The organism is Brevibacillus sp. SKDU10 (genome assembly GCF_001645205.1).
Taxonomy (GTDB): domain Bacteria; phylum Bacillota; class Bacilli; order Brevibacillales; family Brevibacillaceae; genus Brevibacillus_B; species Brevibacillus_B halotolerans.
Genome location: NZ_LSSO01000002.1, coordinates 102,819 through 127,412, shown reverse-complemented (window position 1 = coordinate 127,412; position 24,594 = coordinate 102,819). Strand labels below are relative to the sequence as shown.

At 42.4% G+C, this 24,594-nt stretch carries 22 protein-coding genes; 6 read left to right on the top strand and 16 right to left on the bottom strand.

The window, feature by feature from the left end; genetic code table 11:
- Window positions 1-111: 111 nt before the first annotated feature.
- Window positions 112-1,653 (bottom strand): glycosyltransferase family 4 protein, encoded by a 1,542-nt coding sequence (locus AYJ08_RS00630; protein ID WP_064016170.1) that lies wholly within the window; start codon window positions 1,651-1,653, stop codon window positions 112-114.
- A gap of 175 nt (window positions 1,654-1,828) precedes the next feature.
- Here AYJ08_RS00630 and AYJ08_RS00625 point away from each other — a divergent pair, with 175 nt between their 5' ends.
- The gene (locus AYJ08_RS00625; protein WP_064016169.1) at window positions 1,829-2,971 is read left to right on the top strand and encodes a glycosyltransferase; all 1,143 of its coding nucleotides are present in this window, start codon (window positions 1,829-1,831) and stop codon (window positions 2,969-2,971) included.
- Window positions 2,972-3,150: 179 nt separating this feature from the next.
- Window positions 3,151-3,978, top strand: a complete 828-nt coding sequence (locus AYJ08_RS00620; RefSeq protein ID WP_064016168.1) for a M55 family metallopeptidase — start codon at window positions 3,151-3,153, stop codon at window positions 3,976-3,978.
- A 109-nt stretch (window positions 3,979-4,087) separates the two neighbouring features.
- On the opposite strand, the gene AYJ08_RS00615 is transcribed toward AYJ08_RS00620, so the two are convergent.
- From AYJ08_RS00615 to AYJ08_RS00605, 3 genes are all read right to left on the bottom strand, one after another.
- A complete protein-coding gene (locus tag AYJ08_RS00615) occupies window positions 4,088-5,386 on the bottom strand; it encodes a nucleotide sugar dehydrogenase (RefSeq protein ID WP_064016167.1) in 1,299 nt (432 codons plus the stop codon).
- Window positions 5,387-5,681: 295 nt separating this feature from the next.
- The gene (locus AYJ08_RS00610; RefSeq protein ID WP_018671300.1) at window positions 5,682-6,092 is read right to left on the bottom strand and encodes a DUF350 domain-containing protein; all 411 of its coding nucleotides are present in this window, start codon (window positions 6,090-6,092) and stop codon (window positions 5,682-5,684) included.
- A gap of 18 nt (window positions 6,093-6,110) precedes the next feature.
- On the bottom strand, window positions 6,111-8,468 hold the full coding sequence (locus tag AYJ08_RS00605; protein ID WP_064016166.1) for an endonuclease MutS2: 2,358 nt from the start codon (window positions 8,466-8,468) through the stop codon (window positions 6,111-6,113).
- A gap of 204 nt (window positions 8,469-8,672) precedes the next feature.
- On the opposite strand from AYJ08_RS00605, the gene AYJ08_RS00600 reads away from it, so the two are divergent.
- Entirely contained in the window at window positions 8,673-9,026 is a 354-nt protein-coding gene (locus tag AYJ08_RS00600; RefSeq protein WP_031410887.1) for a phage holin family protein, read from the top strand.
- A 167-nt stretch (window positions 9,027-9,193) separates the two neighbouring features.
- On the opposite strand, the gene zapA is transcribed toward AYJ08_RS00600, so the two are convergent.
- The 5 genes from zapA to AYJ08_RS00575 form a co-directional block, all read right to left on the bottom strand.
- Complete coding sequence (zapA, locus tag AYJ08_RS00595) at window positions 9,194-9,484, bottom strand: cell division protein ZapA (RefSeq protein WP_003335012.1); 291 nt, start codon at window positions 9,482-9,484, stop codon at window positions 9,194-9,196.
- 95 nt (window positions 9,485-9,579) lie between these two features.
- Complete coding sequence (gene pheT / locus AYJ08_RS00590; protein ID WP_064016165.1) at window positions 9,580-12,021, bottom strand: phenylalanine--tRNA ligase subunit beta; 2,442 nt, start codon at window positions 12,019-12,021, stop codon at window positions 9,580-9,582.
- A 33-nt stretch (window positions 12,022-12,054) separates the two neighbouring features.
- The gene (gene pheS, locus AYJ08_RS00585) at window positions 12,055-13,089 is read right to left on the bottom strand and encodes a phenylalanine--tRNA ligase subunit alpha (protein WP_031410890.1); all 1,035 of its coding nucleotides are present in this window, start codon (window positions 13,087-13,089) and stop codon (window positions 12,055-12,057) included.
- A gap of 441 nt (window positions 13,090-13,530) precedes the next feature.
- A complete protein-coding gene (locus AYJ08_RS00580) occupies window positions 13,531-14,358 on the bottom strand; it encodes a TrmH family RNA methyltransferase (protein WP_064016164.1) in 828 nt (275 codons plus the stop codon).
- A 4-nt stretch (window positions 14,359-14,362) separates the two neighbouring features.
- Window positions 14,363-15,016, bottom strand: a complete 654-nt coding sequence (locus AYJ08_RS00575) for a potassium channel family protein (protein WP_003335016.1) — start codon at window positions 15,014-15,016, stop codon at window positions 14,363-14,365.
- 136 nt (window positions 15,017-15,152) lie between these two features.
- Between AYJ08_RS00575 and sspI the strand changes: the two genes are divergently transcribed.
- The gene (sspI, locus tag AYJ08_RS00570) at window positions 15,153-15,389 is read left to right on the top strand and encodes a small acid-soluble spore protein SspI (RefSeq protein ID WP_031410892.1); all 237 of its coding nucleotides are present in this window, start codon (window positions 15,153-15,155) and stop codon (window positions 15,387-15,389) included.
- A gap of 135 nt (window positions 15,390-15,524) precedes the next feature.
- Here sspI and AYJ08_RS00565 read toward each other — a convergent pair whose 3' ends face one another.
- The 6 genes from AYJ08_RS00565 to AYJ08_RS00540 form a co-directional block, all read right to left on the bottom strand.
- Window positions 15,525-16,607, bottom strand: coding sequence for a M42 family metallopeptidase (locus tag AYJ08_RS00565; protein ID WP_082890818.1), 1,083 nt, complete (start codon window positions 16,605-16,607; stop codon window positions 15,525-15,527).
- 32 nt (window positions 16,608-16,639) lie between these two features.
- Complete coding sequence (locus AYJ08_RS00560; RefSeq protein ID WP_031410894.1) at window positions 16,640-17,020, bottom strand: DUF1294 domain-containing protein; 381 nt, start codon at window positions 17,018-17,020, stop codon at window positions 16,640-16,642.
- On the bottom strand, window positions 17,017-17,643 hold the full coding sequence (locus tag AYJ08_RS00555) for a DedA family protein (protein ID WP_064016163.1): 627 nt from the start codon (window positions 17,641-17,643) through the stop codon (window positions 17,017-17,019). The genes AYJ08_RS00560 and AYJ08_RS00555 overlap by 4 nt, the downstream gene beginning before the upstream one ends.
- A gap of 230 nt (window positions 17,644-17,873) precedes the next feature.
- Complete coding sequence (locus tag AYJ08_RS00550; protein ID WP_064016162.1) at window positions 17,874-19,649, bottom strand: B12-binding domain-containing radical SAM protein; 1,776 nt, start codon at window positions 19,647-19,649, stop codon at window positions 17,874-17,876.
- A 33-nt stretch (window positions 19,650-19,682) separates the two neighbouring features.
- On the bottom strand, window positions 19,683-20,195 hold the full coding sequence (locus AYJ08_RS00545) for a MogA/MoaB family molybdenum cofactor biosynthesis protein (RefSeq protein ID WP_003338945.1): 513 nt from the start codon (window positions 20,193-20,195) through the stop codon (window positions 19,683-19,685).
- 240 nt (window positions 20,196-20,435) lie between these two features.
- Window positions 20,436-21,137, bottom strand: a complete 702-nt coding sequence (locus AYJ08_RS00540) for a pirin family protein (RefSeq protein ID WP_064016161.1) — start codon at window positions 21,135-21,137, stop codon at window positions 20,436-20,438.
- Window positions 21,138-21,400: 263 nt separating this feature from the next.
- Here AYJ08_RS00540 and AYJ08_RS00535 point away from each other — a divergent pair, with 263 nt between their 5' ends.
- Both AYJ08_RS00535 and AYJ08_RS00530 read left to right on the top strand, forming a co-directional pair.
- Entirely contained in the window at window positions 21,401-21,772 is a 372-nt protein-coding gene (locus tag AYJ08_RS00535; RefSeq protein ID WP_064016160.1) for a hypothetical protein, read from the top strand.
- Between the two features lie 282 nt (window positions 21,773-22,054).
- Window positions 22,055-23,401, top strand: a complete 1,347-nt coding sequence (locus AYJ08_RS00530) for a TrkH family potassium uptake protein (RefSeq protein ID WP_064016159.1) — start codon at window positions 22,055-22,057, stop codon at window positions 23,399-23,401.
- Between the two features lie 61 nt (window positions 23,402-23,462).
- Here the strand turns inward: AYJ08_RS00530 and leuB are convergent, their stop codons facing one another.
- Complete coding sequence (leuB, locus tag AYJ08_RS00525) at window positions 23,463-24,560, bottom strand: 3-isopropylmalate dehydrogenase (protein ID WP_064016158.1); 1,098 nt, start codon at window positions 24,558-24,560, stop codon at window positions 23,463-23,465.
- Between the last annotated feature and the right edge of the window lie 34 nt (window positions 24,561-24,594).

Genomic DNA, 24,594 nt, shown 5'->3' with positions numbered 1-24,594 from the left:
AAACTCTCTATCGGTCAGTTACTGACCGATAGAGAGTTTTTTTGTATTTGTTCTGAGCCATTACAAAAAGCGTGCGAGTGTGTGACACTCAAACACGCTTTTGCTGTTAGTTTATTGTTGCCCAGGGCCTGCTTTCTTAGCTTCTCTAGTACCGCCTACTAGCTCGTTCATAACCTGTGCCAGTTGGCCTGCTTGTTCACGGCGTTCGTACAGCTTAACACGATCATAGAGGCTCTCATCGCGTTGTGGACTAGTCCCGTTCTCCTTTTGCTGTTTCCAATTCTGATACAGATGGAGATACGCTTGCTTCATCGCTTCCTTATCAGTAGGATTGGCTACCTCCCCTAAACCAAAGCGTTGGATGATCTCCGTTGCCTCTCCTGGCATATTTAACGCTAAAATAGGCTTACCAACCCCCATGTATTCATAAAGCTTACCAGGGATATAGGCTCCTGCATCAGGAGTGACGTCTCCGATCATCAATAGGGCGTCTGCACCACTCATCAGACCTAGTGCTTCTTTATGAGGTAGATTGCCCAGCACTCTGACTACTTTCTGCAAACCAAGCTGCTCTACGCAATCTCGATTTTCTGTATAGCCCGGATAGTCAAAGACACCTGCAAATGAAAGGCATATCTCCTGTTGGTCAACTAGGCCTTCATCAATCAGTTCCTTGATCGCACCCAGCAATAATCGCGGGTTGCGTTTCTGATATAAAATACCTGCATAAGCGGCATGAAACCGATCAGGTACCGTATGTGCAGGAGTCAGTTTTGCAAAATCAGATTTGTCAAAGCCATTATAAATTAGCTCCATTCGGTTTGCGGTAGCTGGATATTTTGTTTGGAAATTTTCGGCAAATGTAGCAGTCACTGTTGTAATAACATCAGCTTGCTTCATGACCTTTGCTTCCATTCGCTCTTCCAGACGCTCACGCCAAGCAATACCTGACCGATGCATATTTTGAGTCCAAGGATCTCGGAAGTCTGCAATCCATTTACAGCCAAACTCCGCTGCTAGCTTACGAGCGACAAGGTGGTTTGTTACGGGACCAGAAGTAGAGAAGATCACATCAATGCGGTGCTTGCGCATGATCTCACGCCCCACCTTCAATGCCTCAGGATACCACAATATTTGATCATCCGGGATAAGCAGGTACGGCTTTATTTTTTTGGCGGTTTGAAATAATGTGCTCTTAAGCCGTGCAACCAAGGAAGGCTGATCGCTTCCCTCAGTCTGTTGTCTTGAAGCTGATGCTACATTTTCTGCTTTTGTGACAGCCCCCTTGCTGTCGTCTTCCCCTTGTTCTTTTGCACGATCAGAATCCGAATCAGATACATTATTTCTTGCCGCAGGGTTACTGGAGGCCTGCTTAGTAGCAGCTTGCTTGCCAGACGATGCTTGCGTATTTTTTGCTGGTTTACGGAATTTCGCAGTCAGCTCCTTTGCTCGATGGATGTGCACATCCGCAGGAACATCTGCCAGTAAACTAGGATCAAGGGTAGCATGATAGCTCGGGTCCGCAGTAAGCACATGTACACCCCAGCCGAATTCCCCTAGATATTTAGCCATTTTAAGCGGACGCGGAACGCCACCGCCTCCAATTGGTGGAAATATATACGAGAGTATTAATACATTATGTCGCTTGTCCATATCTATTTTCCTCATCCTTATTCGCGTTTCTAACCCAGTTATTCACTTGCTAAAAGCTAAAACAAGTCTATAAAAAAATGTCACGTTAACCATACCATAAGTACGGTCATATTGCGAATCACCGCTTCATCTGGTATATTTGAAATGGTCTGTTGGAAAGGTTCGGGTGGATTACATGACAAGCAAACTACGTGTCCTCCACGTAATCGGCGGTGGAGAATTTGGTGGAGCTGAACAGCATATTCTCAATCTGCTTACTTCTTTTTCTAAGAAGCAAGTAGAGGCAGCCGTCGTATGCTTTTACGATGCGTTATTTGCGAGAAAATTGCGTGAAGCTGGTATCAAAGTGACAACATTACATACATATGGACGCTTCGATTTCCGTATTTTGCAGGGATTAAAGCAGGAAATTATCGCTATGAATCCAGACATTGTGCATACGCACGGAGTTAAAGCTAACTTTTTGGGAAGATTGGCGACTCGTTCAATGGGCTGCACAACATTTACCACAGTCCATAGTAATTTAAAATATGATTATGTGAGTCCACTAGCTTCTTTTGGCGCAACTCTTATGGAAAAACAAACACGTCGCTGGACGGATCACTTTATAACGGTAAGTAAGGCACTCCAAACCGTTTTAATAGAAGATGGCATCCCAAAAGAAAAAACAAGTGTAATTTTTAATGGAATGGATATTACCCCGTTCCGTATCGAAAATAAAGCAGAAGTGCGTGCCACACTACGCGAAGAGTGGGAAATCCCCGCCGATGCTTTTGTATTTGGAAACGTCGGGCGTATCGTTCAAATCAAGGGACTTCCTTATTTACTTGAAGCTTTTGCTCAGGTGTTAGCTAGCACACAAAACCATTCTAAACTTTATCTAGCAATAATCGGGGATGGTGTAGACCGCCCAGCTCTTGAAGATCAAGCACGTCAGCTTGGAATTGCTGAGCGAGTTCGCTTCGTTGGATTCCGTACCGATGTCCCTCGTTGTCTTCAAGCATTAGATATGTATGTGCACGCTGCGTTGTACGAAGGACTAGGTTATACGATCGCTGAAGGAATGGCTGCATCTCTACCTGTAATAGCTACAGATGTTGGAGGTGTAGGTGAATTTGTCATTTCAGAAGAAACAGGGCTGTTAGTTCCACCAGCTCAAGCGGGCGTTTTAGCACAGGCCATGCTCAGACTTTGGCAGGATCATGAGCTTCAGCTACGCTTGGTTAAAAACAGCACTGAAATGATCGACCGTGAATTTACAATTGAGCAAATGGCGGAACAAACGATTCACCTTTACGAGCAAAAACGAAAGCCATAATCGACAAAAAATCTATCATGGCATGAAATAACCTAAGCATCCATGCTTATCCCCATAATTCATTTGCAAAAACGACTTCTTCCCGTCCAGCTAAGGGAACAAAGTCGTTTTTTCTTTGTTTCATTGTCTGAATCCTTGTACAATAGAAGTGGAACTACATAGAAAGGTTGTGCGTAATCGTGAAAGTATTTATATCCTGCGATATGGAAGGAATCTCGGGCATTACCGATCCTACTTATATTAACCCCGAAACGGGCAGTAATTATCAAAGAGGCCGTGCCTATATGACTCACGATGTGAATGCTGTCATTGAAGGAGCCATAGCCGCTGGCGCTACTGAAATTTTGGTAGCAGATAGCCATGAAAATCTTAATAACATTCATTTGGAGGATTTGCATCCACAAGCTCGCCTGCTTCGCGGAACCCCACGCGATCACTCTATGATGCATGGCCTAGATGAAACCTATGATGCCGTTTTTTTAATCGGCTACCACACCCGTCACGGCGTTCCAGGAGTTCTTAGCCATACGATGTCACGCGTAATTAAAAACATGTATATAAATGGTCAAGTTGTTGGCGAATTTGGTTTTAATGCCATCTATGCCGGTTTATACGGCGTACCAGTCTGCTTGGTATCTGGTGACAACCTCATCGCAGAGGAAGCTCTAGGGCTCATTCCTGACATCCAGACCGCTATCGTTAAATATGCAACATCTCGCACTTCCGCAATCTGCCTTTCGCTAAAAGAAAGCCGTGAAATTCTGCAAGAGCAAGCAACCCTAGCTTTGCAGCGTTGTAAGGAAATAGTCCCACTTACTACAGAGCTGCCACTTGAATTAAAAATAGAATTCTCTCATTACGGCCAGGCTGAGATGGCCGCAATTGTTCCAGAAACAGTAATCATTCCGAACACCACGGAAGTTACCTACTATGCAAAAAATCAGTCTGATATGTATAAAACCATGCGTGCGATGATGAACTTAGCTAGTTCAGTCCCTTTCTGTTAACACCGCTCTTAGCTCCTAAAGATACAAAAACGTCCTGCCCCCTTCATCAGCTTTGACTGGGACAGGACGTTTTTTATATGCTTTTCCTTGGCAAAGCTTTATCTACATTCTAAATTCGCTTCACTTTCACTTGCTCATCAAGCGTACGCGGAATTCGGTTTTTTAAATCTAAGACCACAGGGGATGACGCCATTTTCCCAGTTACCTCAGCCCAATCAAGCTCGGTGAACTCTTGCTGCATCGCGGCTAGCACCAAAGCATCAGCTCCAGATACAGCAGCTTCTAGGCTGTCTTTTTTATGAACATATGGCGTATGCACAGCAGGATCGTAAGAGGTAACCTCTACCCCTTTCGCTAGCAATAGCCCAATAAAATCGTGCACAGGACTAATGCGATCATCATTGGAAAAATCCTTCATAGCTAAGCCAAACACAGCTACCTTACTGTCAGCCAAACGTTTACCCACAGATTGTAGTGTTTGCTCCAGCATGTCTACCAGCACAGAAGGAATGCCATCGTTAATTTTACGTGCAGTAGTCAAAAGCGGTAGGTCAACATGCAGCTCCTTTGCTTTTGGAGCCAAATAATAAAGGGCATTCGGCAAACAGTAACCACCTACACCAGGACCTGGCGTTAGTAAATTGACGCGAGTATGGGTATTAGCAACCTTAATTAATTCAAAAACATCAATATCTGCTGCCTCCGCAAATCTTGCAAACTCTTGAACCATCGCAATATTAACGTCACGCTGAATGTTCTCAATAACCTTGGAGGCTTCTACTACGCGAATATCTGTAACAGTAATCTCTGTCTCACTAATAAAGGAAAGCAATTCTTTTCCTTTGGCAGCACTCGCTTCATTAATACCGCCTAATGCTAGAGGCATATGAATAAACTCCTCAAAAGCCCGTCCTTCTGCAATACGTTCCGAGCAATAGCTTAGATAGAACTCCTCGCCTGCCTTCATGCCGCTTGCTTCTTCAAGTAATGGCTTCACAACTTCTTGCGTTGTTCCAGGAATTACAGTACTGCGAATCATAACATGATCGCCCTTTTTGAGTTGGCTTCCTAATGTTTGAGCAGCACTTTTTAAATATTGCAACTCAGGGTCGCCATTTTTAACCGGGATACCTACTGTTACGATATAGTGGTCAACCTGTGGTTTTGCTTCCTCATAGGAAGTGGTGGCATGAAAACGACCTGCCTCCACTTGTTCTTGTAAAATTTCTGGCAATGTCTTGCCTTTATATGCTTCCAGATGGTGAGATTTTCCTTCGTTTGTTTCCTTTACAAGCTGTTTGGAAACATCGATTCCGACTACCTTTGCACCTTTCATCGCGTAGGTTAGCGCAAGTGGCAAACCTACAAAACCAAGGCCTACAACCGCGACACGAATAGGATGTGTCATAATAATCTCCTCTTTCCTTTGTTTCTCCACGTATATATGCTACGTATGTAGTAACTACGATAGATAGTAAATTCCTAACCCCAGAAAAACAAGGCCGCAAATAAACAACGCTTTGTACAGTTTATCCAAATTGCTGCCCCCTCACTATGAGAGATTCTTTCTACCCTTCTCAAAGCCATATTATACCCTGCCTAACGTAAAAAGGACAGCCATTCACAAAAATTGCCGTCCTGATCACGCTTTGAATGATCTTCATGAATTCTTACATGTCCAGTTTTACCAGTAAGAATTGCACCTACACCACCAAGCTAGCTCCGATGATGTATGAAAAACCGATGGATAGAAACATAGAAATCAGCCCGATTGCGCGGTTATCTTGCTCGATTTCATGATCGATTTTTAGACTTGGCGTCATGAATTCAAAGATAAAGTAGGCAAGTAACATCAATAAAAATCCGTAGCTAGCATGTAAAAGGGATGCCCCTAGCTTCTCATGCTGCTGAATGGAAAACCGGAAAATATTAGCAATCCCAAATATCTTCCCACCTGTTGCCATGGCTACAGCAAGATTTCCCTTTTTTAATTCGACCCAGACTCGATACTTTGTAACCAATTCAAAAATAGAGATAAACAGGATCATTGCAAGACCTGTCACAGCAAAATAGGTAGCTGTGGCCAGATACGTATTTTGAAATAAGATCGCCATAAAAGGCTCTCCTCCCCGCTATTTCAATTCTACAATGGTAGCGCCCACGCCGCCTTCACCTTGGCCGCCTAAGCGGAACGATTTCACACTGCGATGGCGGCGCAAAAATTCATGAACACCTTTGCGCAAAACTCCTGTACCATTCCCATGAATAATGGATACCTTGTGGAAACCTGCCAATACCGCATCATCCAGATAACGATCTATTTCTTGAATGCTATCCTCTACATTGTAACCGCGTAGATCCAGATCTAATTTAACGCTATTAGCCTCTCTCTTAATGGTCGTGTACTGTACTGGCTTCTTCGGCTGTACTGATTCCTTCACCACATGCATATCATCTTTTTTGACTTTCATTTTAATGATTCCAAGCTGAACTAAATATTCAGTGCTGGATACTTTATCCAAAACGGTACCTTTTTGTCCAAAACTATCTACCATTACCTCGTCACCAATTTTGATTTGAGTGGCGCGAACTGCTTTGGCTGGTTTTTTCACCTTTTCCTTTTCCAGCTCCAGCACTGCATTTCCTAGCCGCTTTTTGGCATCAATTAGACGGTGTTCCTTAAAATCAACGCCTTCTTTACGCATCTGACGCAACTCACGAATAATTTCTTCCGCTTCTTCACGGGCTAGTTGCACGGCGACACGTGCTTCTTCCTCCGCTTTTTCTAGCAAGCGATTTTTTGTCTCAGCGAATTGACGACGTTCCTCTTCTAATTGCTGACGTAACTCTTCTGCTTGCTTGCGAATATTTTCAGCGTCTTCACGTTCTTTTTCTGCCGTTTTCTTATTGGATTCCAGAGAGGCAATCATTTTCTCAACCTGATTTTCCTCTTTAGACACAGAGCGGCGAGCTTTATCGATGATTTGCTCGTTTAGGCCAAGACGTGATGCAATCGCAAATGCATTCGAACGCCCCGGAACCCCAACCAGTAATCGGTAGGTTGGACGTAGCGTCTGTACATCGAACTCTACACTGGCATTCACTACCTCTGGAGTATCATATGCATAGGCTTTTAACTCACTATAATGCGTTGTAGCTACTAGCCTAGCCCCTTTGGCTAACACATGATCCAAAATGGACATTGCAAGCGCTGCGCCCTCTGTAGGGTCTGTTCCTGCTCCTAATTCGTCGAACAGCACAAGGCTTTTTTCATCCATTTGATCTAATATGCGGATAATGTTAGTTAAATGACTAGAAAATGTAGATAAACTCTGCTCAATGGACTGCTCATCGCCTATGTCTGCAAAAATAGATGAGAACACTGCCATCTCGGTTTCTTCTTGTGCTGGTATATGAAGACCTGCCATTGTCATTAAGGACAATAAGCCCAATGTTTTGATGGATACAGTCTTACCGCCAGTATTGGGACCTGTGACTACAATACCTGTATACTCTTTACCCAATTCTACATCTAGTGGAACGACTACCTTTGGATCAATCAGCGGATGACGTCCCTTTTTAAGCAAAATATAGCCTTCTTCATTTAATTTTGGACTGATGGCTTTCATGCTGTATGCTAACTGCGCCTTTGCAAAAATAAAATCAAGCTCAGCTAACACGGAAAGATTCTCCAATAACATATCCACATGATCTGCTACTAGTACGGTTAACGTATAAAGAATGCGTTCCACTTCATGTTCTTCTTTTAATCTAGCCTCGCGCAGCTTATTGTTCATTGACACAATCACTTCAGGTTCAATGAATAATGTAGCCCCTGACGCAGATTGATCGTGTACAATACCGCCAAAATGCGAACGATACTCCTGTTTGACTGGAATAACAAAGCGATCTCCACGTATGGTTACAATGTTTTCCATCAGCATTTTTTGTGTAGATGAGGAACGAGTCATTTGGTCAAGCTTTTCGCGAATCCGTGCTTCAGAGCTTCTAATCTCCTGGCGAATCTGACGCAATTCAAGACTGGCGCTATCGACTACTTCACCATTATCATCAATACAGCGTTTTATTTCCGTTTCTAGGTCGCGAAGGCCCTCAATTCTATCTACCAGGCTTTGCAAAATGGAAAGCTCATGCTCCTCGGAAATATCATTAATAAACTGTTTAAGGCGACGTCCCGCATGCAAAGTAGTAGCAATATCAAGAAGTTCCAGAGGCGCTAAGATCGAGTTCAACCGAGCACGCTGGATTGGCCCACGGATATTGCGAATACCGCCCAATGGCACGCTTCCTTTAACACGTAGTACCGTGCTTGCTTCCTCTGTTTGTCTTTGTGCATGACGAACAACATCTATATGATTAAAAGGCTCAAGTGACTCAGCCAGTTCTCGTCCGAGCTCTGATGTGGTTTTCTCCATCAGCATGGCGATGATTTTGTTAAATTCCAGCGTTCGTAAAATCCTTCGCTCCACGTATGCTGCCCCCTTCTTATCTAATCATTTTATTATACCATGTCGTGCTATTAAATTTACAAAAAACCATTTCATGAAAAATCCAATTCCTATTTGGATAGGTTGCCCATTGAAATAATTACATCCTATTTGTTGTACATACTTTATTTCCTAGTAAGCCAAAATGAAAACGTACACCTACCCTACTACAAGGAGGACTCGTTTATGAGTTTTATGCGTCACGTTATTCGTTTTATCGTTGCCGCAATTGTTCTGATGTTCGTCGGCTTCCTAGTACCGGGCTTTGCCGTAAACGGTTTCTGGACTGCCTTGCTTGCAGCAGTTGTTATTGCCCTTATTGGTTGGGGTGTCGAAAGCATTTTTGGTGATAAAATCTCTCCCTATAATCGTGGGATTGTCGGTTTCGTCGTAAGTGCTATCGTCATTTACCTAACACAATTTTTGGTACCGGGTTTCCGCGTTACTGTGCTTGGCGCCTTGCTTGCTGCTTTGGTCATCGGGATTATTGACTTGTTTATCCCAGTTAAAAATAAGATGGATATGCGCAACGGGGACTAATGAAGCCTAATGTAGTGCAATGCCTGCTTGGAAAACAACACATACTCACATGTTTAGCAAAAGAGACTGCCCATGGCGGTCTTTTTGCATGCTGATGCTCATATCGCCTGCGGTATATGAAAGGGCTGTTGAGAAATTATCTCAACAGCCCTGTAACTTCATACGGTCTATGTTGTATGTTTATCATTTGAAGGCATTTTACTGGCATCTTCCTGCAGCAGTCTGAGCAACTCCTCATACTCCTGTCGCAACCGGAAATATTCGTCAGCAATGTTTACTGAGCTTAATACAGCAATTTTAGCCGTATCTAGCCGAAAGTTCCCCTGTGCGATTTCTTTCATTTTATCGTCAACATATCTGGCTACCATCCGCATGTGGCTGCTACTAGCCTTCCCGCTCAGGCGATACTGCTGACCATAGATTTCGACTGATAAACGATTTTTCCCATCTTCCTGCACGGAGTCTTCCTCCTTGAATAGCCCGACTATACGCTCATTACTACTAGGTTACTGAAAATGACTGTATTCGTCAAGGAATTTGATGGAGGTATTTACTAGGAACGTAATTCTGCTCCTACCTTGGTCAATGCTTCAATCACTTTTCCGGTGATCTCTTGCACTTCTTCATCCTGCAAGGTTCTTTCTGGATGGCGATACACAATAGAGTAAGCTACACTCTTTTTGTCAGAAGCGATACGCTCTCCTGTATAAATATCAAACAAGGTAACTGACTCAAGCAATTCCCCTGACTCTTCACGAATGATTGCTTCTAATTGTGCCACCGGTAAGCTACGTTCTACCACTAACGCTAAATCACGAGTAATCGCAGGGAATTTCGGAAGTGGTTTGTAATCAGTAAGATCTGCCGCAAAGCTGAACAGTTTTTGTAGATCAAATTGGAATACATAAGTTTCATCCAAATCATGATCCTTCTCTGTCTTAGGATGAAGCTGTCCCATATAACCGATCACTTCACCTTCAACAATGACATCGGCTGTACGTCCAGGATGCATTCCTTTGCGATTTTTATTCGCGGAATATGTTACAGCAAGAGGTTTTACTCCTAAACGGCTAAACAAGGATTCAACCAGCCCTTTCACCGTGTAAAAATCAACAGGAGCTTTTACACCCATCCAATTTACTGGCATCCACTGACCTGTTACAAGGCCGCCCAGATACAAACGCTGCTCAGGTTGTTCTGTTAATTGTTCTTGTTCGGATAAGAAGACATGGCCTAATTCAAAGAAAGCTAAATCTTGGTTTTGTCTATTCTTGTTATACGTAGCCGTTTCTACAAGGCTTGCTAGCAAGTTGGTACGTAATACGCTATGCTCTTCGCTAATTGGCATAGCTAGTGGCACAGGGTGTAGGTTACGTTCGTCTTGCAATCCGCTAAATTGCGCCAGTTTATCAGGATGCAATAATGCATAAGAAATTGTCTCAGACAGTCCAGTACCAATTAAGTGATGACGTGCAATGCGACGCAATTGTTGTTCTTTGGTTAACCTGCCTTGGATTGATTCCCCAGTTGGCAATGTTACCGGAATTTGATCATATCCATAAAGGCGTGCGACTTCTTCAATTAAGTCCTCAGGTAGCGTAATGTCGCCACGGCGAGTAGGAACCGTTACAGTGAATAATGTTTCATCTGCCTGCTCTGTCTGGTCAAATGTAAACTGTAAACGAGTAAAGATATCTGCTACTTGATCCTTTGCAATACTTGTTCCTAGATGCTGATTAATTTTTGCAAGGGAGACAGAAACAACAGCAGGTTGGTTTACCGTGATGGTTTGTTTAGCTGCCCCTTTCGATACCTTGGCATGGGCTAGCTTTTGAATTAAATGTGCAGCGCGATCGGATGCAACAGAAATACGCGATTGATCAACGCCCTTCTCCCAACGAACACCGCTTTCTGTACGCAGATTCAGCATTTTAGATGTACGGCGGATAGAAGCTGGCGTGAAGTAAGCTGATTCCAAAATAATCTCCTTTGTATTGTCGACGATCTCGGAGTTCGCTCCTCCCATTACGCCGGCGATACCCAAGCCTTTTTCTTTGTCAGCAATAACTAATGCTTCTGAATCAAGGGTACGTTCTTGATCATCTAGCGTGGTTAGCTTTTCATTCTCTTGTGCCAAGCGAACAATAATTTGTTGATCGGATACTTCTTTGGCATCGAACGCATGCAATGGCTGTCCGTATTCTAATAATACGTAGTTGGTAATATCCACTACATTATTGATTGGACGAGTCCCTGCTGCCATCAGACGATTCTTCATCCATTGCGGTGCGCTTGTAATCACTGCGTCAGTGAAGTGTCTACCTACATATTCATAGCAATGCTCGCTAGCTTCAATTGCAACCGTAACAGGATTTGCTTCTCCATCCTCCGTTACTGATGTATCTGGCAATGCAACCTCACGTCCATAAAGCGCTGCTACCTCATAAGCAACTCCTAGCATGCTTAAACAGTCAGAGCGATTCGGGGTCAAGCCCAATTCCAACACGTAATCATTCAATCCTAAATACTCAATCGCATCTGCACCCAGCTCAGCATCTTCTGGTAAAACGAGAATACCTTCCTGTTGATCCTTCGGAAGCAATTTATCGTTTAATCCTAGTTCTTTTGCCGAACAAATCATCCCTTGAGATTCCACACCGCGAAGCTTTGATTTTTTAATTTTAAAGTTCTCAGGTAACACTGCACCGATCATCGCTACAGGAACTTTTTGTCCTTGTGCCACATTTTGAGCCCCACAGACAATTTGTAATAGCTCCTCTTGACCTACATCTACCTTTAGAACGCTTAGACGGTCTGCATCTGGATGCTTTTCACGTTCCTGAACATAACCGATAACAACACCTGTTACACCTTTGTTAAGGGATTCAACACCCTCAACCTCAATTCCACTGCGAGTCATTTTTTCCGCTAATTCCTGCGGCGTTATATCTGTTAGATCGACATATTCTTTTAACCATTGGTATGATACTTTCATTGCTTACATAATCCCCTTTCTTTGGCGAACCGACTAGGAGCGGTTAAATTGACGTAGGAAACGCACATCATTTGTATAGAAATTACGAATATCCTCAATACCATACTTCAGCATTGCAATGCGCTCTACTCCCATACCAAATGCAAAACCGCTAACTTCCTGCGGATTATAGCCTGCCATTTCAAGAACGCGAGGATGAACCATTCCAGCACCCAAAATCTCAATCCATCCCGTTTGTTTACAAATACGGCAACCCTCTCCATGACAGATTACGCACTGAATATCTACCTCAACACTTGGCTCTGTGAATGGGAAAAAGCTAGGACGAAGACGAATTTGCTGGTCTTCTCCAAACATTTGCTTAGCAAACGTGAGCAAGGTTCCTTTCAAATCACTCATGCTGATGCCTTTTCCAACCACAAGTCCCTCAATTTGAGTAAATTGGTGGGAATGTGTCGCGTCATCATCATCGCGGCGATACACTTTTCCAGGGCAAATGATTTTAACTGGCGTTTTTCCTTCTTTTTTTAGCATGGTACGAGCCTGTACAGGCGAAGTATGCGTACGCAATAACAGCTCTTCTGTGATGTAGAAGGAATCCTGCATATCGCGTGCTGGATGTCCTTTTGGCAAATTGAGCATTTCAAAGTTGAAATGATCCAGCTCCACTTCAGGTCCCTCTGCTACTTCATAGCCTAGTCCAATAAAGATGTCTTCCAATTCTTCAATAATACGGGACAAAGGATGCATGGTTCCTGTCGGTACAGGACGACCTGGCAATGTCACATCAATGGTTTGCTTATTTAGCTTCGCTTCTAGTACACGTGCTTCAAATTCCTGCTGTTTGGAAAGAATCGCTTCTTCAATCACTTGACGAACTTCATTCACTAGCTGGCCAATTTTTGGTCGCTCTTCAGCAGACAATCCACCCATACCACGTAAGATTTCTGTTAATTCGCCTTTTTTACCTAAGTATTTAACACGAAGATCCTGAAGCTCCTGTCCTTCGCCCACTTGCTTCAATAAAGCAAGTGCATTTTCTTTTAACTGTTGTAAACGCGTTTGCACAACAATCTCTCCTTTGTTTCCAAATAAAAATACAACAAAAAAACTTCCTCCCTAAAAAAGGGACGAAGTTTAATTTCCGCGGTACCACCCTAGTTAGACATCTCATTATGTCTCACCTTCGCATCCGTAACGTGGATGAACCGGTTCCTCCTACTTGAAAATCCGATTGTTGCTTTGATCTTAGCCAGTTAAACCACAAGCATTTGATCACAGTTTTTTTCAATCTTGAGTTCAGAGGTCTGCTCATGAGGGAATTCCATAGAGATCACGTAAAGGTGCTTCCAGTCGCTCGTATGCGGCACCTTTTCCCTGAACACGTCATCTGTTCTATGTACTAGTCTCAATCCTAGCATTTATGACAATTATTTTAGAATTTGCGATTAATTATACCTCACAATGGGGGTCACTTGCAAAAGAAAACCAGATAATATCCCAAAAATCTTAGTCGCAACCACAATCTGCTTTGCGCTGACGTACTGCCTCATATAACATTACACCAGTGGCAACAGCGGCATTTAACGATTCTGTTCTTCCGTATATTGGAATATGAATCAACTCGTCTGCTTGGGACAGCACGGAATCAGACACGCCTCGTGCTTCATTCCCAATCACTATGGCAACTTTTCCGCTATATACCGGTTCGTCATACTCCCGACTTTGTTGTCCAAGAGCCGTCACTAGTATACGTCCGCCTGCCAGTTTTATTTCCTCCGATACAGCTTTTACATCACAAGTGAATACAGGCATACGGAAGAATGAGCCCATCGTTGAACGCAATACCTTACCATTATAAAGGTCGACACTGCCTCGTCCCATTAAAACAGCATCTACACCAGCCGCCTCTGCTGTCCGCATAATCGTGCCAACGTTACCAGGGTCTTGTAATTCATCAAGAATAAGTATGAGAAAATCATATTTCCGCAATTTTTTCCATTCCGTATCCCAATCATTGGACCGCATTTTCACTTCTGCTACGATTCCTTGCGGTGTCTTCGTTTCAGATAATTTACTTAACACGACATCCGTTGTAGATATGCATTTAACAGGGTCAGAGAATGCTTCAAGCGCTCTCATTACTGTAGCAGGCAAACCTTTGCCCTCGTCAAATAAGAGCGTCACCACTTCCATATTAGACAATAGAGCTTCCTCCACCAAATGCTCTCCCTCTATGAGGAAACGCCCTGCTGCTTCTCGACCTTTTTTGGTTTGCAATTCCTTCAAACGCTTTACGAAAGGATTTTGCAAGGATTGTATATGTTCTACTTTCATGTATTTATGCCTTCTCCTCGAATTCTTTCAAATCCATATTATGACCAATAACCACCAAGACATCGTCATGCTGCAAAACAATGTCTGGGCCCGGGGAAATGTTAAACGATTGGTTACTCTTAATAGCAATAACGTTTACCCCATACTTGGCACGAACGTCAATGTCGCGTAGAGACTGTCCAACCATCGAATGAGATACGACGACCTCAGCCACGCTGTAATCTTCAGCAAGCTCGATAAAATCCAGTACATTCGCTGATATTAAATTGTGAGCCACACGTATTCCCATATCACGCTCAGGGAAAACCACTCGATCAGCCCCAACCTTATATAAAACCTGCCCATGACGCTCGTTTTGGGCTTTCGCTACAATTTTTTTAACGCCCATTTCTTTTAGAATCAGTACAGTCAAGATACTGGCTTGAATATCCGCACCAATGGATACAACGACAACGTCAAAGTTACGAATTCCAATTTCTCGCAATGCCATTTCATCAGTAGAATCGGCAGCAACCGAATGTGTTACATTTTGGATATTTTCATTAATACGCTCTTCGTCTTCATCGATTCCCATCACTTCATAACCCATTTCGTATAAAGCATGAGCCACACTGGAACCAAAACGTCCCATTCCGATAACGGCAAATTGTTTTGACATGATTCAACCTCCCATTTGTCCTACTAGATTATAACATAGCGCTGAAACAGTACAAAAGGAATGTAAATGTAGCATTCAACGAATACTAATAACGAGGATCATCTTTATTTTTGATGTAAAAAGGAGTGTTATACAGGTGAATATTAATGCGTTAAATCTTCGTCAAGCTATCATGTATAAAATGCAAGGTTCCAGTCCTGCATCCGTAGAAGAAACGATCAATGATGCGATTCAAAGTCGTATGGAAAAAACCTTACCAGGACTTGGCGTATTATTTGAGGTGCTATGGCAAAACAGCAGTTCCGATCTGCAACAACAAATGGTCACTACCATTTCCGAGCATATTCCAGCGAATACAGACTCTCCTGTATAAAGTAAGAACTCACTCTACTTTGCTACTTCTTTTTTACCAAAAGACAATGGGGACTTGCAAGTTAAGTTACCGTTGTCTTTTTTGCATAGAAAAAAGCGAGCCTTGGTTTACAACCAAAGCCCACCTTGTTTTTACTTATTCAAAAGAAGTCAATTCAGCTACTTTTTCTTTATCTAAGCGATTCACCAAAGCAACCAATAATTTTACCAGATTCTCATAATCATCATAATGAAGCACAGAAGCATGACTATGGATGTAACGCGTTGCTACAGAAAGTGCAATGGATGGTACCCCACTACCCGTAAGAGTAAACGCCGCCGCGTCTGTAGCTCCACCTGGAATAGAAGTTAATTGATACGGTATATTTTCCATTTCAGCCGTCTCAATAACAAAATCACGTAATTTTTGCGGTGCAATCATGCGAGCGTCATATAGCCCAATTTCAACCCCGGCACCTGCTTTGGATGGTGCATCATTTTTGCTGACGCCTGGCGTATCACCAGCGATCCCCACATCTACAGCGATACCAATATCCGGTCTTACCACATTAGCTACAGTGAAAGCTCCGCGAGTACCAACTTCCTCCATTACAGTTCCTGCTGCATATAAGGTATTAGGGTGCTCCACACCTTGAAGACCCTTCATTAAATCAATAGCAGCAGCACAACCCATGCGATTATCCCATGCTTTCGCCATTAGCATTTTTGGATTTTTTAATACTGTAAATGGACACACCGGAATAATCGGATCACCCAAACGGACCCCGAATTCCTCTGCTTCTTTTTTACTGGAAGCTCCAATATCCACAAACATATCTTTGATTTCAACCATTTTACGGCGCTTTTCCATTGGCATAACATGAGGCGGAATAGAGCCAATTACTCCATCTAGGAAGCCATCCTTGGTTTGAATATGTACTCGCTGTGCCAGCATAACTTGCGGCCACCATCCACCCAGCGGTTGAAATTTCAGAAAACCTTCGTCTGTAATCTGCGTTACCATAAAACCAACTTCGTCCAAATGTCCCGCGATCAGCACTTTAGGCCCGTTAGCATCGCCTGTTTTTTTAGCGATCAGGCTCCCTAAATTATCATAAGTAATTTCATCTGCGTACGGTTCTATGTATGATTTCATAACCTGACGAGCTTCTTGTTCAAAACCAGGTACACCATGAGCCTCTGTTAGATCACGTAGCATTTGTTCAGTCTTTTGATCCATATCTTTCATTCCTTTCTGCGTTGCGTGTTGTATCATACGAAATATGGTATCACATAATACCACATGACATACAAAACCCCACCATTCCATAATAAACAAAGTGGTATCAGAACACAAAAAGACGGATGCTTGGTTTTATGACGCCATATGAGCATCCCTAACCCTACGCCCACAGCACCTCCAAGCGCAGCTAGCAAAAAAAACGTAGCTTCGGGTATTCTCCAAGAGTTATGCTTGCGAGCAAGACGTTTGTCCCATCCCATTGCACACAGCGCATAAAGATTGATGAACCCAATCGCTACTGAAATAAGCAGAAGCTGATGTAATACAACTCCAATTAACAGCATAACCAAGGTTACTAGAAAAATACTATTTCTCTGGCGCTTATGAGCCTGTAATTTTTTCGGGATCACTTTTGATCCCCCTCTGGTGTTTTATTCGAACGTTTTTTTAAGCAGCAAAAGCGATAAAGAATCAAGCCGATAATTAGGGCTAGTATCACCCACAATGTGATAAAACCATAATGACGGCTCACAGCGATAATATGATCGACATGGTTACCAAAAAAATAACCTAAAAAATAGAACGCCAACGCCCAAATCAGACCAGTGGAGTAGGAATATAGCGCATATTTACGAAAAGTCATACCTCCGACTGCTACAACATATGGCACTAAATGACGTACAACTGGCAGCAAATAGCTGATAAACAGTGAAAACGTACCATATTTTTGGATGAGTGCGGTCGATCGGTCAATATATGGTCCAAACTTCTTTTTCTTAGCTAACCGAGTAAGTATAGGTGGACCTACCCAACGTCCTAAAAAAAAGCCGATAGACAGACCCGAAACCACTCCCAGGTAGCCAGCAAGAAAGGCATAGTAAGGATTCAAGTAACCAAGAGCAGCCACTAATCCACCTGTCGCTACTACCAGCTCATCAGGAACAGGCAGACCCACAATGCCCAGCCATAGGAGAAAAAAGATGGCCAGATATCCATATTGTTCAATAAAATGAAGTAACACATCCACACTCATGTCCAAAGAAGCTCCCCTTTTGTCTTATCTGAGATCCAAACGTCTTTATCGTTGGTATTACGATTTACTTATCATTTTCGTTACATTCCTCATCGAATTCGCAGGAAAAGTTTAGGCAATAAAGGTTTTCGTCATGTGTAAGAACTACTTTGGGCATGATGCAAAAATAGCAGTGCGGATCGCGTACCTAGGTCACTTTATACTACTGTCTGTTTCCTTCTGGGTATCGTCTAGGCAACTGTTTGTGGTACGGGTACACAGACGAATGTATTGGAAGCCCCTTCCACAAACGGATAATACATCACCAAAGCAAAATTACCTTCAACCATTTCACCCGTTTTTACATAGTGTTCTACATTAAATGAGACATGCGCTACTGTAGTATGTTTGGCATATTCCTTTTCCGTTTCAGCGTGTAGAGCAAAATCTGCACGTAAATCTTTACGTTTACTTGCTACATTTTGATAAATCGCTTGTAATTCTGATTTGTTGACCGTATCTTCCCACCAGATTTTACGCGGCCGATATTTCTGATTTAATAAGTAATCAAATTTTAACATACTTAATGAATGACTTGTTTTATTAGGTGCTTTCCTTTCAAGAAAACGTTGGAGACGAATAAACAAATCTTCTAGCTGGTGCCCAAAGCGTCCCCAGCCTTGCTCTTCCCAATAATCGCCAAACTCTTGAAAGAAATCAAATGGCGTCTCAAAATGATGAGCCATAATCCATTCAAACGCCTTGTCCATTCTATGAGCATTCCAATATTTCTCTAAAATATCTTCCGTACGCTTAATGCGTTGCATGTCATGAAAGGAAAGTACGTTATTCCCAAGAATTTCATAGGGTGACTGATCCATATATATATACCCATGTTCTGCAGCACGTGCCCTCACACCTGTACCTCGCAGCATTTTTAAAAAGCCTAATTGCAACTCTTCCGGACGCAAAGCAAATACGTCGTTAAATGTCTTGCGGAAGGATGCATAATCTTCCTCTGGTAATCCCGCGATTAAGTCTAAGTGCTGATCAATTTTACCAGATTCTTTGATTTTCAGCACGGTATAACTTAATTTTTCAAAGTTTTGTCGGCGTTGTACAAGACGATTTGTTTCGTCATTGGTTGATTGAACCCCAATTTCAAAGCGGAAAATACCTGGGGGCGCATTCTCAGCTAAAAAGTCCACTACATCCGGCTTCAGGATGTCGGCTGTTATCTCAAATTGAAAAATGGTTCCATTATGGTTATCAATTAAAAATTGAAAGATCTCCATAGCATACTGCTTATTAATATTAAACGTCCGATCCACAAATTTAATGGTTTTCACTCCATGATCTATTAAACGCTTCAAATCGCGCTTCACCCGATCTAGATCAAAATAGCGAACTCCGTTTTCAATGGAGGACAAACAGTACTGACAGCGAAAAGGGCAACCGCGAGACGCTTCAAAATAGACGACACGATTATTTAATTCATCTAAATCCTCTTCAAAAGGAGATGGTAAGTGATTTAAATCCTTCGTTTGTATACGTTGCATCGAAAAACGGACACGTTCTCCATCCCGATAAGCAATACCTGGTACTTCTTTTAACAGCGGAGCGTCACCGGTTTGTTTTGCCCGGTCATAGGCCTGACATAATTCCAGAAACGTTTCTTCACCTTCACCCATTACAATTACATCAATGGCAGAATAATTTTTCATCCATTCGTCTGTATCGTACGAGACTTCTGGACCTCCTAATATAATCGGCACATTTGGACAAATCTTTTTTACATTATTAATTACGTCCAACGTCTCACGAATATTCCAGATATAACAGGAAAATGCAATGATATCAGGCTGACGTTTATGAATATCCCCAACAATATTAATCAAAACATCATTAATGGTGTATTCAACTAGTTCGATATTTGGATAATGGGGCTTGGCATAGCTACGCAAATATCGTAAAGCCAAAGAAGAATGAATGTATTTGGCGTTAAGGGTTGCAAGTAAGATTTTCATTATATATGGTCACTCCTTTTTCTACGCCCTTCATTATACTGTTCTGCGCAATTCTCTGACAACATGTCCTAATTCGGGCAGTATTAATTTGACCATTGCTAGTTTAACCGCTCCTGTGGAACCTGGTGTGGAAAAGATCGCTTTTCCCTTATAGGTGCCCGCTATCGCTCTAGATAGTATGGATGCGGAACCAATATCCTCGGTATAACTTAGCATGCGGAAAATCTCGCCAAACCCGGGCATCTCTTTATCAAGCAATCCTTTTACCGACTCATATGTATGATCGCGAGGAGCAATACCAGTGCCTCCGTTAAGCAAAATGACATCTACCTCTGGGTGCTCTATACCTTGCTCAATTACAGCCTGTATCTGCGCTGGTTCATCTTTCACAATATAATAAAGAAGAGTGGTATGACCCGCTTCTTCCAAAAGATTTTTCATTAGCTTTCCACTTTTATCTGTTTCTTCGTCCCTTGTATCAGATACGGTGACAACCATTACCCCCACACTTTTAGGTGCAGTTGCTTTATGTTCGGTTGTGCTCATTCATTATTCCTCCTCAGATACCTCTTTTTCAAAACGCCACAGTCCCATTGTACTCGATCATAAGCCAGATGATAGAGACAAGCAACGAAAAAACTAGATTGTAATTCCTATCATACCCTTCTTTTTCCAAGCGCAAAAGCCCGACACTTCTGTGGCACTCTAGACCACAAAGTTCGGGCTAATGGATGATAACTTACTTACATATCTCTTGCCTTGTATTCATACATAAATGAAAAGCACTTATGGCAAATCAATCAGCATAAAATAGGAGTCTTGTCCTGCTACTAGCTCCAGCTTATCCAAATCGGTAATTCGCGCTGAATCGCGTCGTTCTAATACTTGTCCGTTGACCTCTACTTGTCCCTCCATGATAAAAAGGAACGTCCGTCTATTCGTCTGCTGAGGGAACAAGATGTTCTTTCCTGCTTCTAAACGAGACAAATAAATGGTCATATCTTGATGGATATGTGCAACACGATGCTCATGTTGATTAGCCGATACGACAGGCAATAAGGCATTTACCATCGCCTTTTGATCATAAGCAAACTGTTCGTATGACGGCGTTAAGCCATACTGCTTCGGTTCAAACCACAATTGAAGCAGCTTCGCTTCCTCTGTAGTGGAGCCATTATACTCAGAGTGCAGAATACCTGTACCAGCAGACATACGTTGAATTTCGCCTGGCTTAAGCTCCTCTTCATTTCCTGTACTGTCTTTATGACGCAGAACACCTTCTAGCATGATCGTAACAATCTCCATCTCCTTGTGCGGATGGGTTCCAAAACCATATCCAGCTTGGATGGTATCGTCATTTAGCACTCTCATAGGACCAAAGTTCATATTGTCTGGATCATAATATTCTGCAAAGGAAAAACTAAATTGTGATTTCAACCAGCCATGATTAGCTTGGAAACGAGAATCTGATGGAAAAATTTTTATCATAGTAGCTCACCTCATAGCTTTAGTTTGTAGGCATTGTAACGATATATTCTTGTTTCCATCGTACCAAAGTAACTAACTTTTGTAAAGTAACTAATTATTTATTGAAAACAAAATGAATAGAGTCCTTTTTTGAAACTTATATCTGCTATTTCCGTATACAGAATAAATCGAAGTTTTATGTCGATTATTTTTTCATGCAAAAACACTACTTCCTATTCATATAGATCAAGGAAATATCGAGAAAAGGAGGCATCCCATTCCTTATGGCTTTATTACTAAAAATACTTTTACCTATTGGTTGCTTCTTTCTTTGTTGGTATTTTATGAGTCGTTTATTTCATCCCTTACGTGCATTTAGGCAAGCTAGACGAAAAGGTACGTTTCATTTATTAGATACGCCAAGTAATATCAGACAAAATCTGCTTTTAACGTATAAAAAGGCGGTATATGAAGGGGAAAAATACTCAGAACCTGGTAAACCTTCCCATGTAAACTGGATCGTGTTGACCTTAACCAAGCCTACTACGGAAGAACTATTGCCTTTAGACTATGAGCTAATGGAAAGCCGTTTACATGAGCATTATCCTCAAGCCCAAATACAATGGCCACCTTGCACGAAAAGGAACTCTCTTTAGGCCTTGATTGGGCCTTTTTTTATTTTGAGCTGTATGTAGAGCACAATTACCAGACTCCTTCTTCATGTTTATTTGATCTTCTATTACTTGTGCTCGGCTCTTTTCGGGTGTTACATTTATTGGAATTTCGGTACTTTTTCTTATTGATGAACAATTGATTTTCTGCTACGCTTGTGAGCAGTTTCCACTACAAACCAAAGTAAGACCTTACTTTTAATGGTTATACTATCAATAAAGACGTATTTCCTTAAAAGGTAATGTCAGGTAAAGGAAGAGGTTGCGATGTTAGTAAAATTAATTAAAAAATTTCATTTAAGCCCACCCAAGGTGCTCGTCTTAGGCTTTGCGCTTATCATTGCAATTGGTGCCATCTTATTAACTCTTCCTATTGCAACGAACGACGGCCAGGGGCTTTCTTTGATCAACGCCGTGTTTACCTCTACGTCTGCTACCTGCGTAACAGGACTAGTAGTGACAGATACTGGGACAACTTTTACACTGTTTGGGCAACTAGTGATTTTAGCACTAATTCAAATAGGCGGTTTAGGATTTATGACCCTAGCTACTTTTTTTGCTCTTCTTATGGGGAAAAAAATATCCTTACGACAACGTCTCTTGTTGCAAGAGTCTCTCAATCAGATTTCTATCGAGGGGGTAGTCAGGCTTGCCAAGATGCTTCTGATCTTTACAGGCTTGATCGAATTGACTGGGGGACTTTTGCTTACACTACGCTTTGCCTTTGATATGCCGTTTGCGAAAGCTTTGTATTACGGTATGTTTCATTCCATATCTAACTTTAACAATGCCGGATTCGATCTCATGGGCGAATTCAGTAGCTTAACCAAGTATGTGAGTGATCCCATCGTTAATATAACAGTCTGTTCGCTGATTATTTTAGGCGGGATTGGATTTATTGTGATGGCAGAAGTATATGGGTATCGAGATACGAAACGATTATCATTACATACAAAGGTAGTTCTAACTACCACAGCCATTTTGATTGTTCTAGGCACGCTAGCCATTTTTATCCTAGAGTTTACTAATGCCAAAACGCTACAGCCATTGTCTCCTGTTGGTAAGTTTTTTGGAGCGCTCTATCAATCTGTTACGGCTAGAACGGCTGGCTCTAATACGATAAGCATTGGCGATATGCGACAGTCGAGTTTGTTCTTTATGATTGTGTTAATGTTTATCGGAGCTTCACCTGGATCTACAGGCGGCGGTATTAAAACTACCACCTTTGCCACTCTATTAGGAGCAGTATGGGCGCAAATAAAAGGCAGAGAAGATGTTATTTTCTACCGTCAACGTATTCTGCCGCATATGATTTATAAATCCCTGACCGTAACGATGACTGCTTTATTTATCGTAATTATAGTAAGTATGATTTTGACGATTACTGAGCCAGGCAAAGATTTTTTAATGATTCTCTTTGAGAGTGTCTCTGCCTTTGCAACGGTTGGTTTATCAATGGGACTGACCCCTGATTTATCTGATATCGGAAAAATTGTCATCTCCTTGACCATGTTTGCTGGACGTGTAGGACCGTTAACTATCGCCTTTGCATTAGCTCAGCGAAATCGAAAGGAATACTTCCGCTATCCAAAAGGAAAAATTATGATCGGGTAACTGAAAACACAAAAAGACCACTCAGAAAAGCTTGTTTTCTGCAGTGGTCTTTTTTCCATTTTTATTTAGCAATGACTGCCTTCCTTAGTTCAGCAACAACCAACTGCCCCATTTCGATCGTACTAAGCGCTTCTGCTTTATTGGCTGCCAGATCACCTGTACGATGACCTGCTTCCAATACAGACCATACCGCTTGCTCGACTCGATCTGCGGCTTCATCTAAATGCAGTGAGTAACGCAGTAGCATCGCTACAGACAAGATCGTAGCTAATGGATTAGCAATGCCCTTCCCGGCTATATCGGGTGCTGAACCATGTACTGGCTCATACAAGCCAAAGCTACCTGCAGCAAGACTCGCAGAAGCCAGCATGCCGATTGAGCCAGTCAGCATGGCAGCCTCATCACTTAAAATATCCCCAAACATATTCTCTGTTACAATCACATCAAATTGCTTTGGTGCACGCACTAGCTGCATGGCGCAAGAGTCCACCAGCATATGTGAAAGTTCTACATCAGGGTAATCGGTAGCAACCCGATCAGCCACCTTTCGCCATAGACGTGAGCTTTCCAATACATTTGCCTTATCCACGGAGACGAGCTTCTTTTGCCGTTTTCGAGCGATGTCAAAAGCGGTTCGTATGATGCGCTCCACTTCTTCCTCACGGTATAGTAACAAATCTTCTGCTGTATCCTGACCATCCTCTCCGATATAGCGCTTCTTGTCACCGAAGTAGATGCCACCTGTTAATTCACGTACAACGATTAAATCAACGCCTGCCACTACTTCTGGTTTTAAAGAGGATGCTTCTACGAGACTGTCATGCATGGTTGCAGGCCGCAAATTAGCAAACAGACCTAAGGCTTTGCGAATCCCCAGAAGGCCTGTTTCCGGGCGTAAATGGCCCGGATTCTGGTCCCATTTTGGCCCACCAACTGCACCAAGCAATACAGCATCCGCCTCTTTACATATGCGGATTGTCTCCTCAGGTAACGGTGTCCCCTCTTCATCAATCGCACAACCGCCGATTTTTCCATAAGTAAACTGAAAGGAATGACCTGTTTGCTCAGCAACTACTTCTAATACTTTAACCGCTTCGGCAACAATTTCAGCCCCAATTCCATCCCCTGGAAGAACGGCCACATTAAAGGTTTTTGTCATATCTCGATCTCTCTCTTTCGCTTCTTAACTAACT

Excerpts from the sequence above, each read along its gene's own strand:
- AYJ08_RS00630 (WP_064016170.1), bottom strand. The coding sequence starts at position 1,653 with ATGGACAAGCGACATAATGTATTAATACTCTCGTATATATTTCCACCA.
- AYJ08_RS00625 (WP_064016169.1), top strand. The coding sequence starts at position 1,829 with ATGACAAGCAAACTACGTGTCCTCCACGTAATCGGCGGTGGAGAATTT.
- AYJ08_RS00615 (WP_064016167.1), bottom strand. The coding sequence starts at position 5,386 with ATGACACATCCTATTCGTGTCGCGGTTGTAGGCCTTGGTTTTGTAGGT.
- AYJ08_RS00610 (WP_018671300.1), bottom strand. The coding sequence starts at position 6,092 with ATGGCGATCTTATTTCAAAATACGTATCTGGCCACAGCTACCTATTTT.
- AYJ08_RS00600 (WP_031410887.1), top strand. The coding sequence starts at position 8,673 with ATGAGTTTTATGCGTCACGTTATTCGTTTTATCGTTGCCGCAATTGTT.
- pheT (WP_064016165.1), bottom strand. The coding sequence starts at position 12,021 with ATGAAAGTATCATACCAATGGTTAAAAGAATATGTCGATCTAACAGAT.
- AYJ08_RS00580 (WP_064016164.1), bottom strand. The coding sequence starts at position 14,358 with ATGAAAGTAGAACATATACAATCCTTGCAAAATCCTTTCGTAAAGCGT.
- AYJ08_RS00575 (WP_003335016.1), bottom strand. The coding sequence starts at position 15,016 with ATGTCAAAACAATTTGCCGTTATCGGAATGGGACGTTTTGGTTCCAGT.
- AYJ08_RS00565 (WP_082890818.1), bottom strand. The coding sequence starts at position 16,607 with ATGGATCAAAAGACTGAACAAATGCTACGTGATCTAACAGAGGCTCAT.
- AYJ08_RS00555 (WP_064016163.1), bottom strand. The coding sequence starts at position 17,643 with ATGAGTGTGGATGTGTTACTTCATTTTATTGAACAATATGGATATCTG.
- AYJ08_RS00550 (WP_064016162.1), bottom strand. The coding sequence starts at position 19,649 with ATGAAAATCTTACTTGCAACCCTTAACGCCAAATACATTCATTCTTCT.
- AYJ08_RS00545 (WP_003338945.1), bottom strand. The coding sequence starts at position 20,195 with ATGAGCACAACCGAACATAAAGCAACTGCACCTAAAAGTGTGGGGGTA.
- AYJ08_RS00540 (WP_064016161.1), bottom strand. The coding sequence starts at position 21,137 with ATGATAAAAATTTTTCCATCAGATTCTCGTTTCCAAGCTAATCATGGC.
- AYJ08_RS00535 (WP_064016160.1), top strand. The coding sequence starts at position 21,401 with ATGGCTTTATTACTAAAAATACTTTTACCTATTGGTTGCTTCTTTCTT.
- AYJ08_RS00530 (WP_064016159.1), top strand. The coding sequence starts at position 22,055 with ATGTTAGTAAAATTAATTAAAAAATTTCATTTAAGCCCACCCAAGGTG.
- leuB (WP_064016158.1), bottom strand. The coding sequence starts at position 24,560 with ATGACAAAAACCTTTAATGTGGCCGTTCTTCCAGGGGATGGAATTGGG.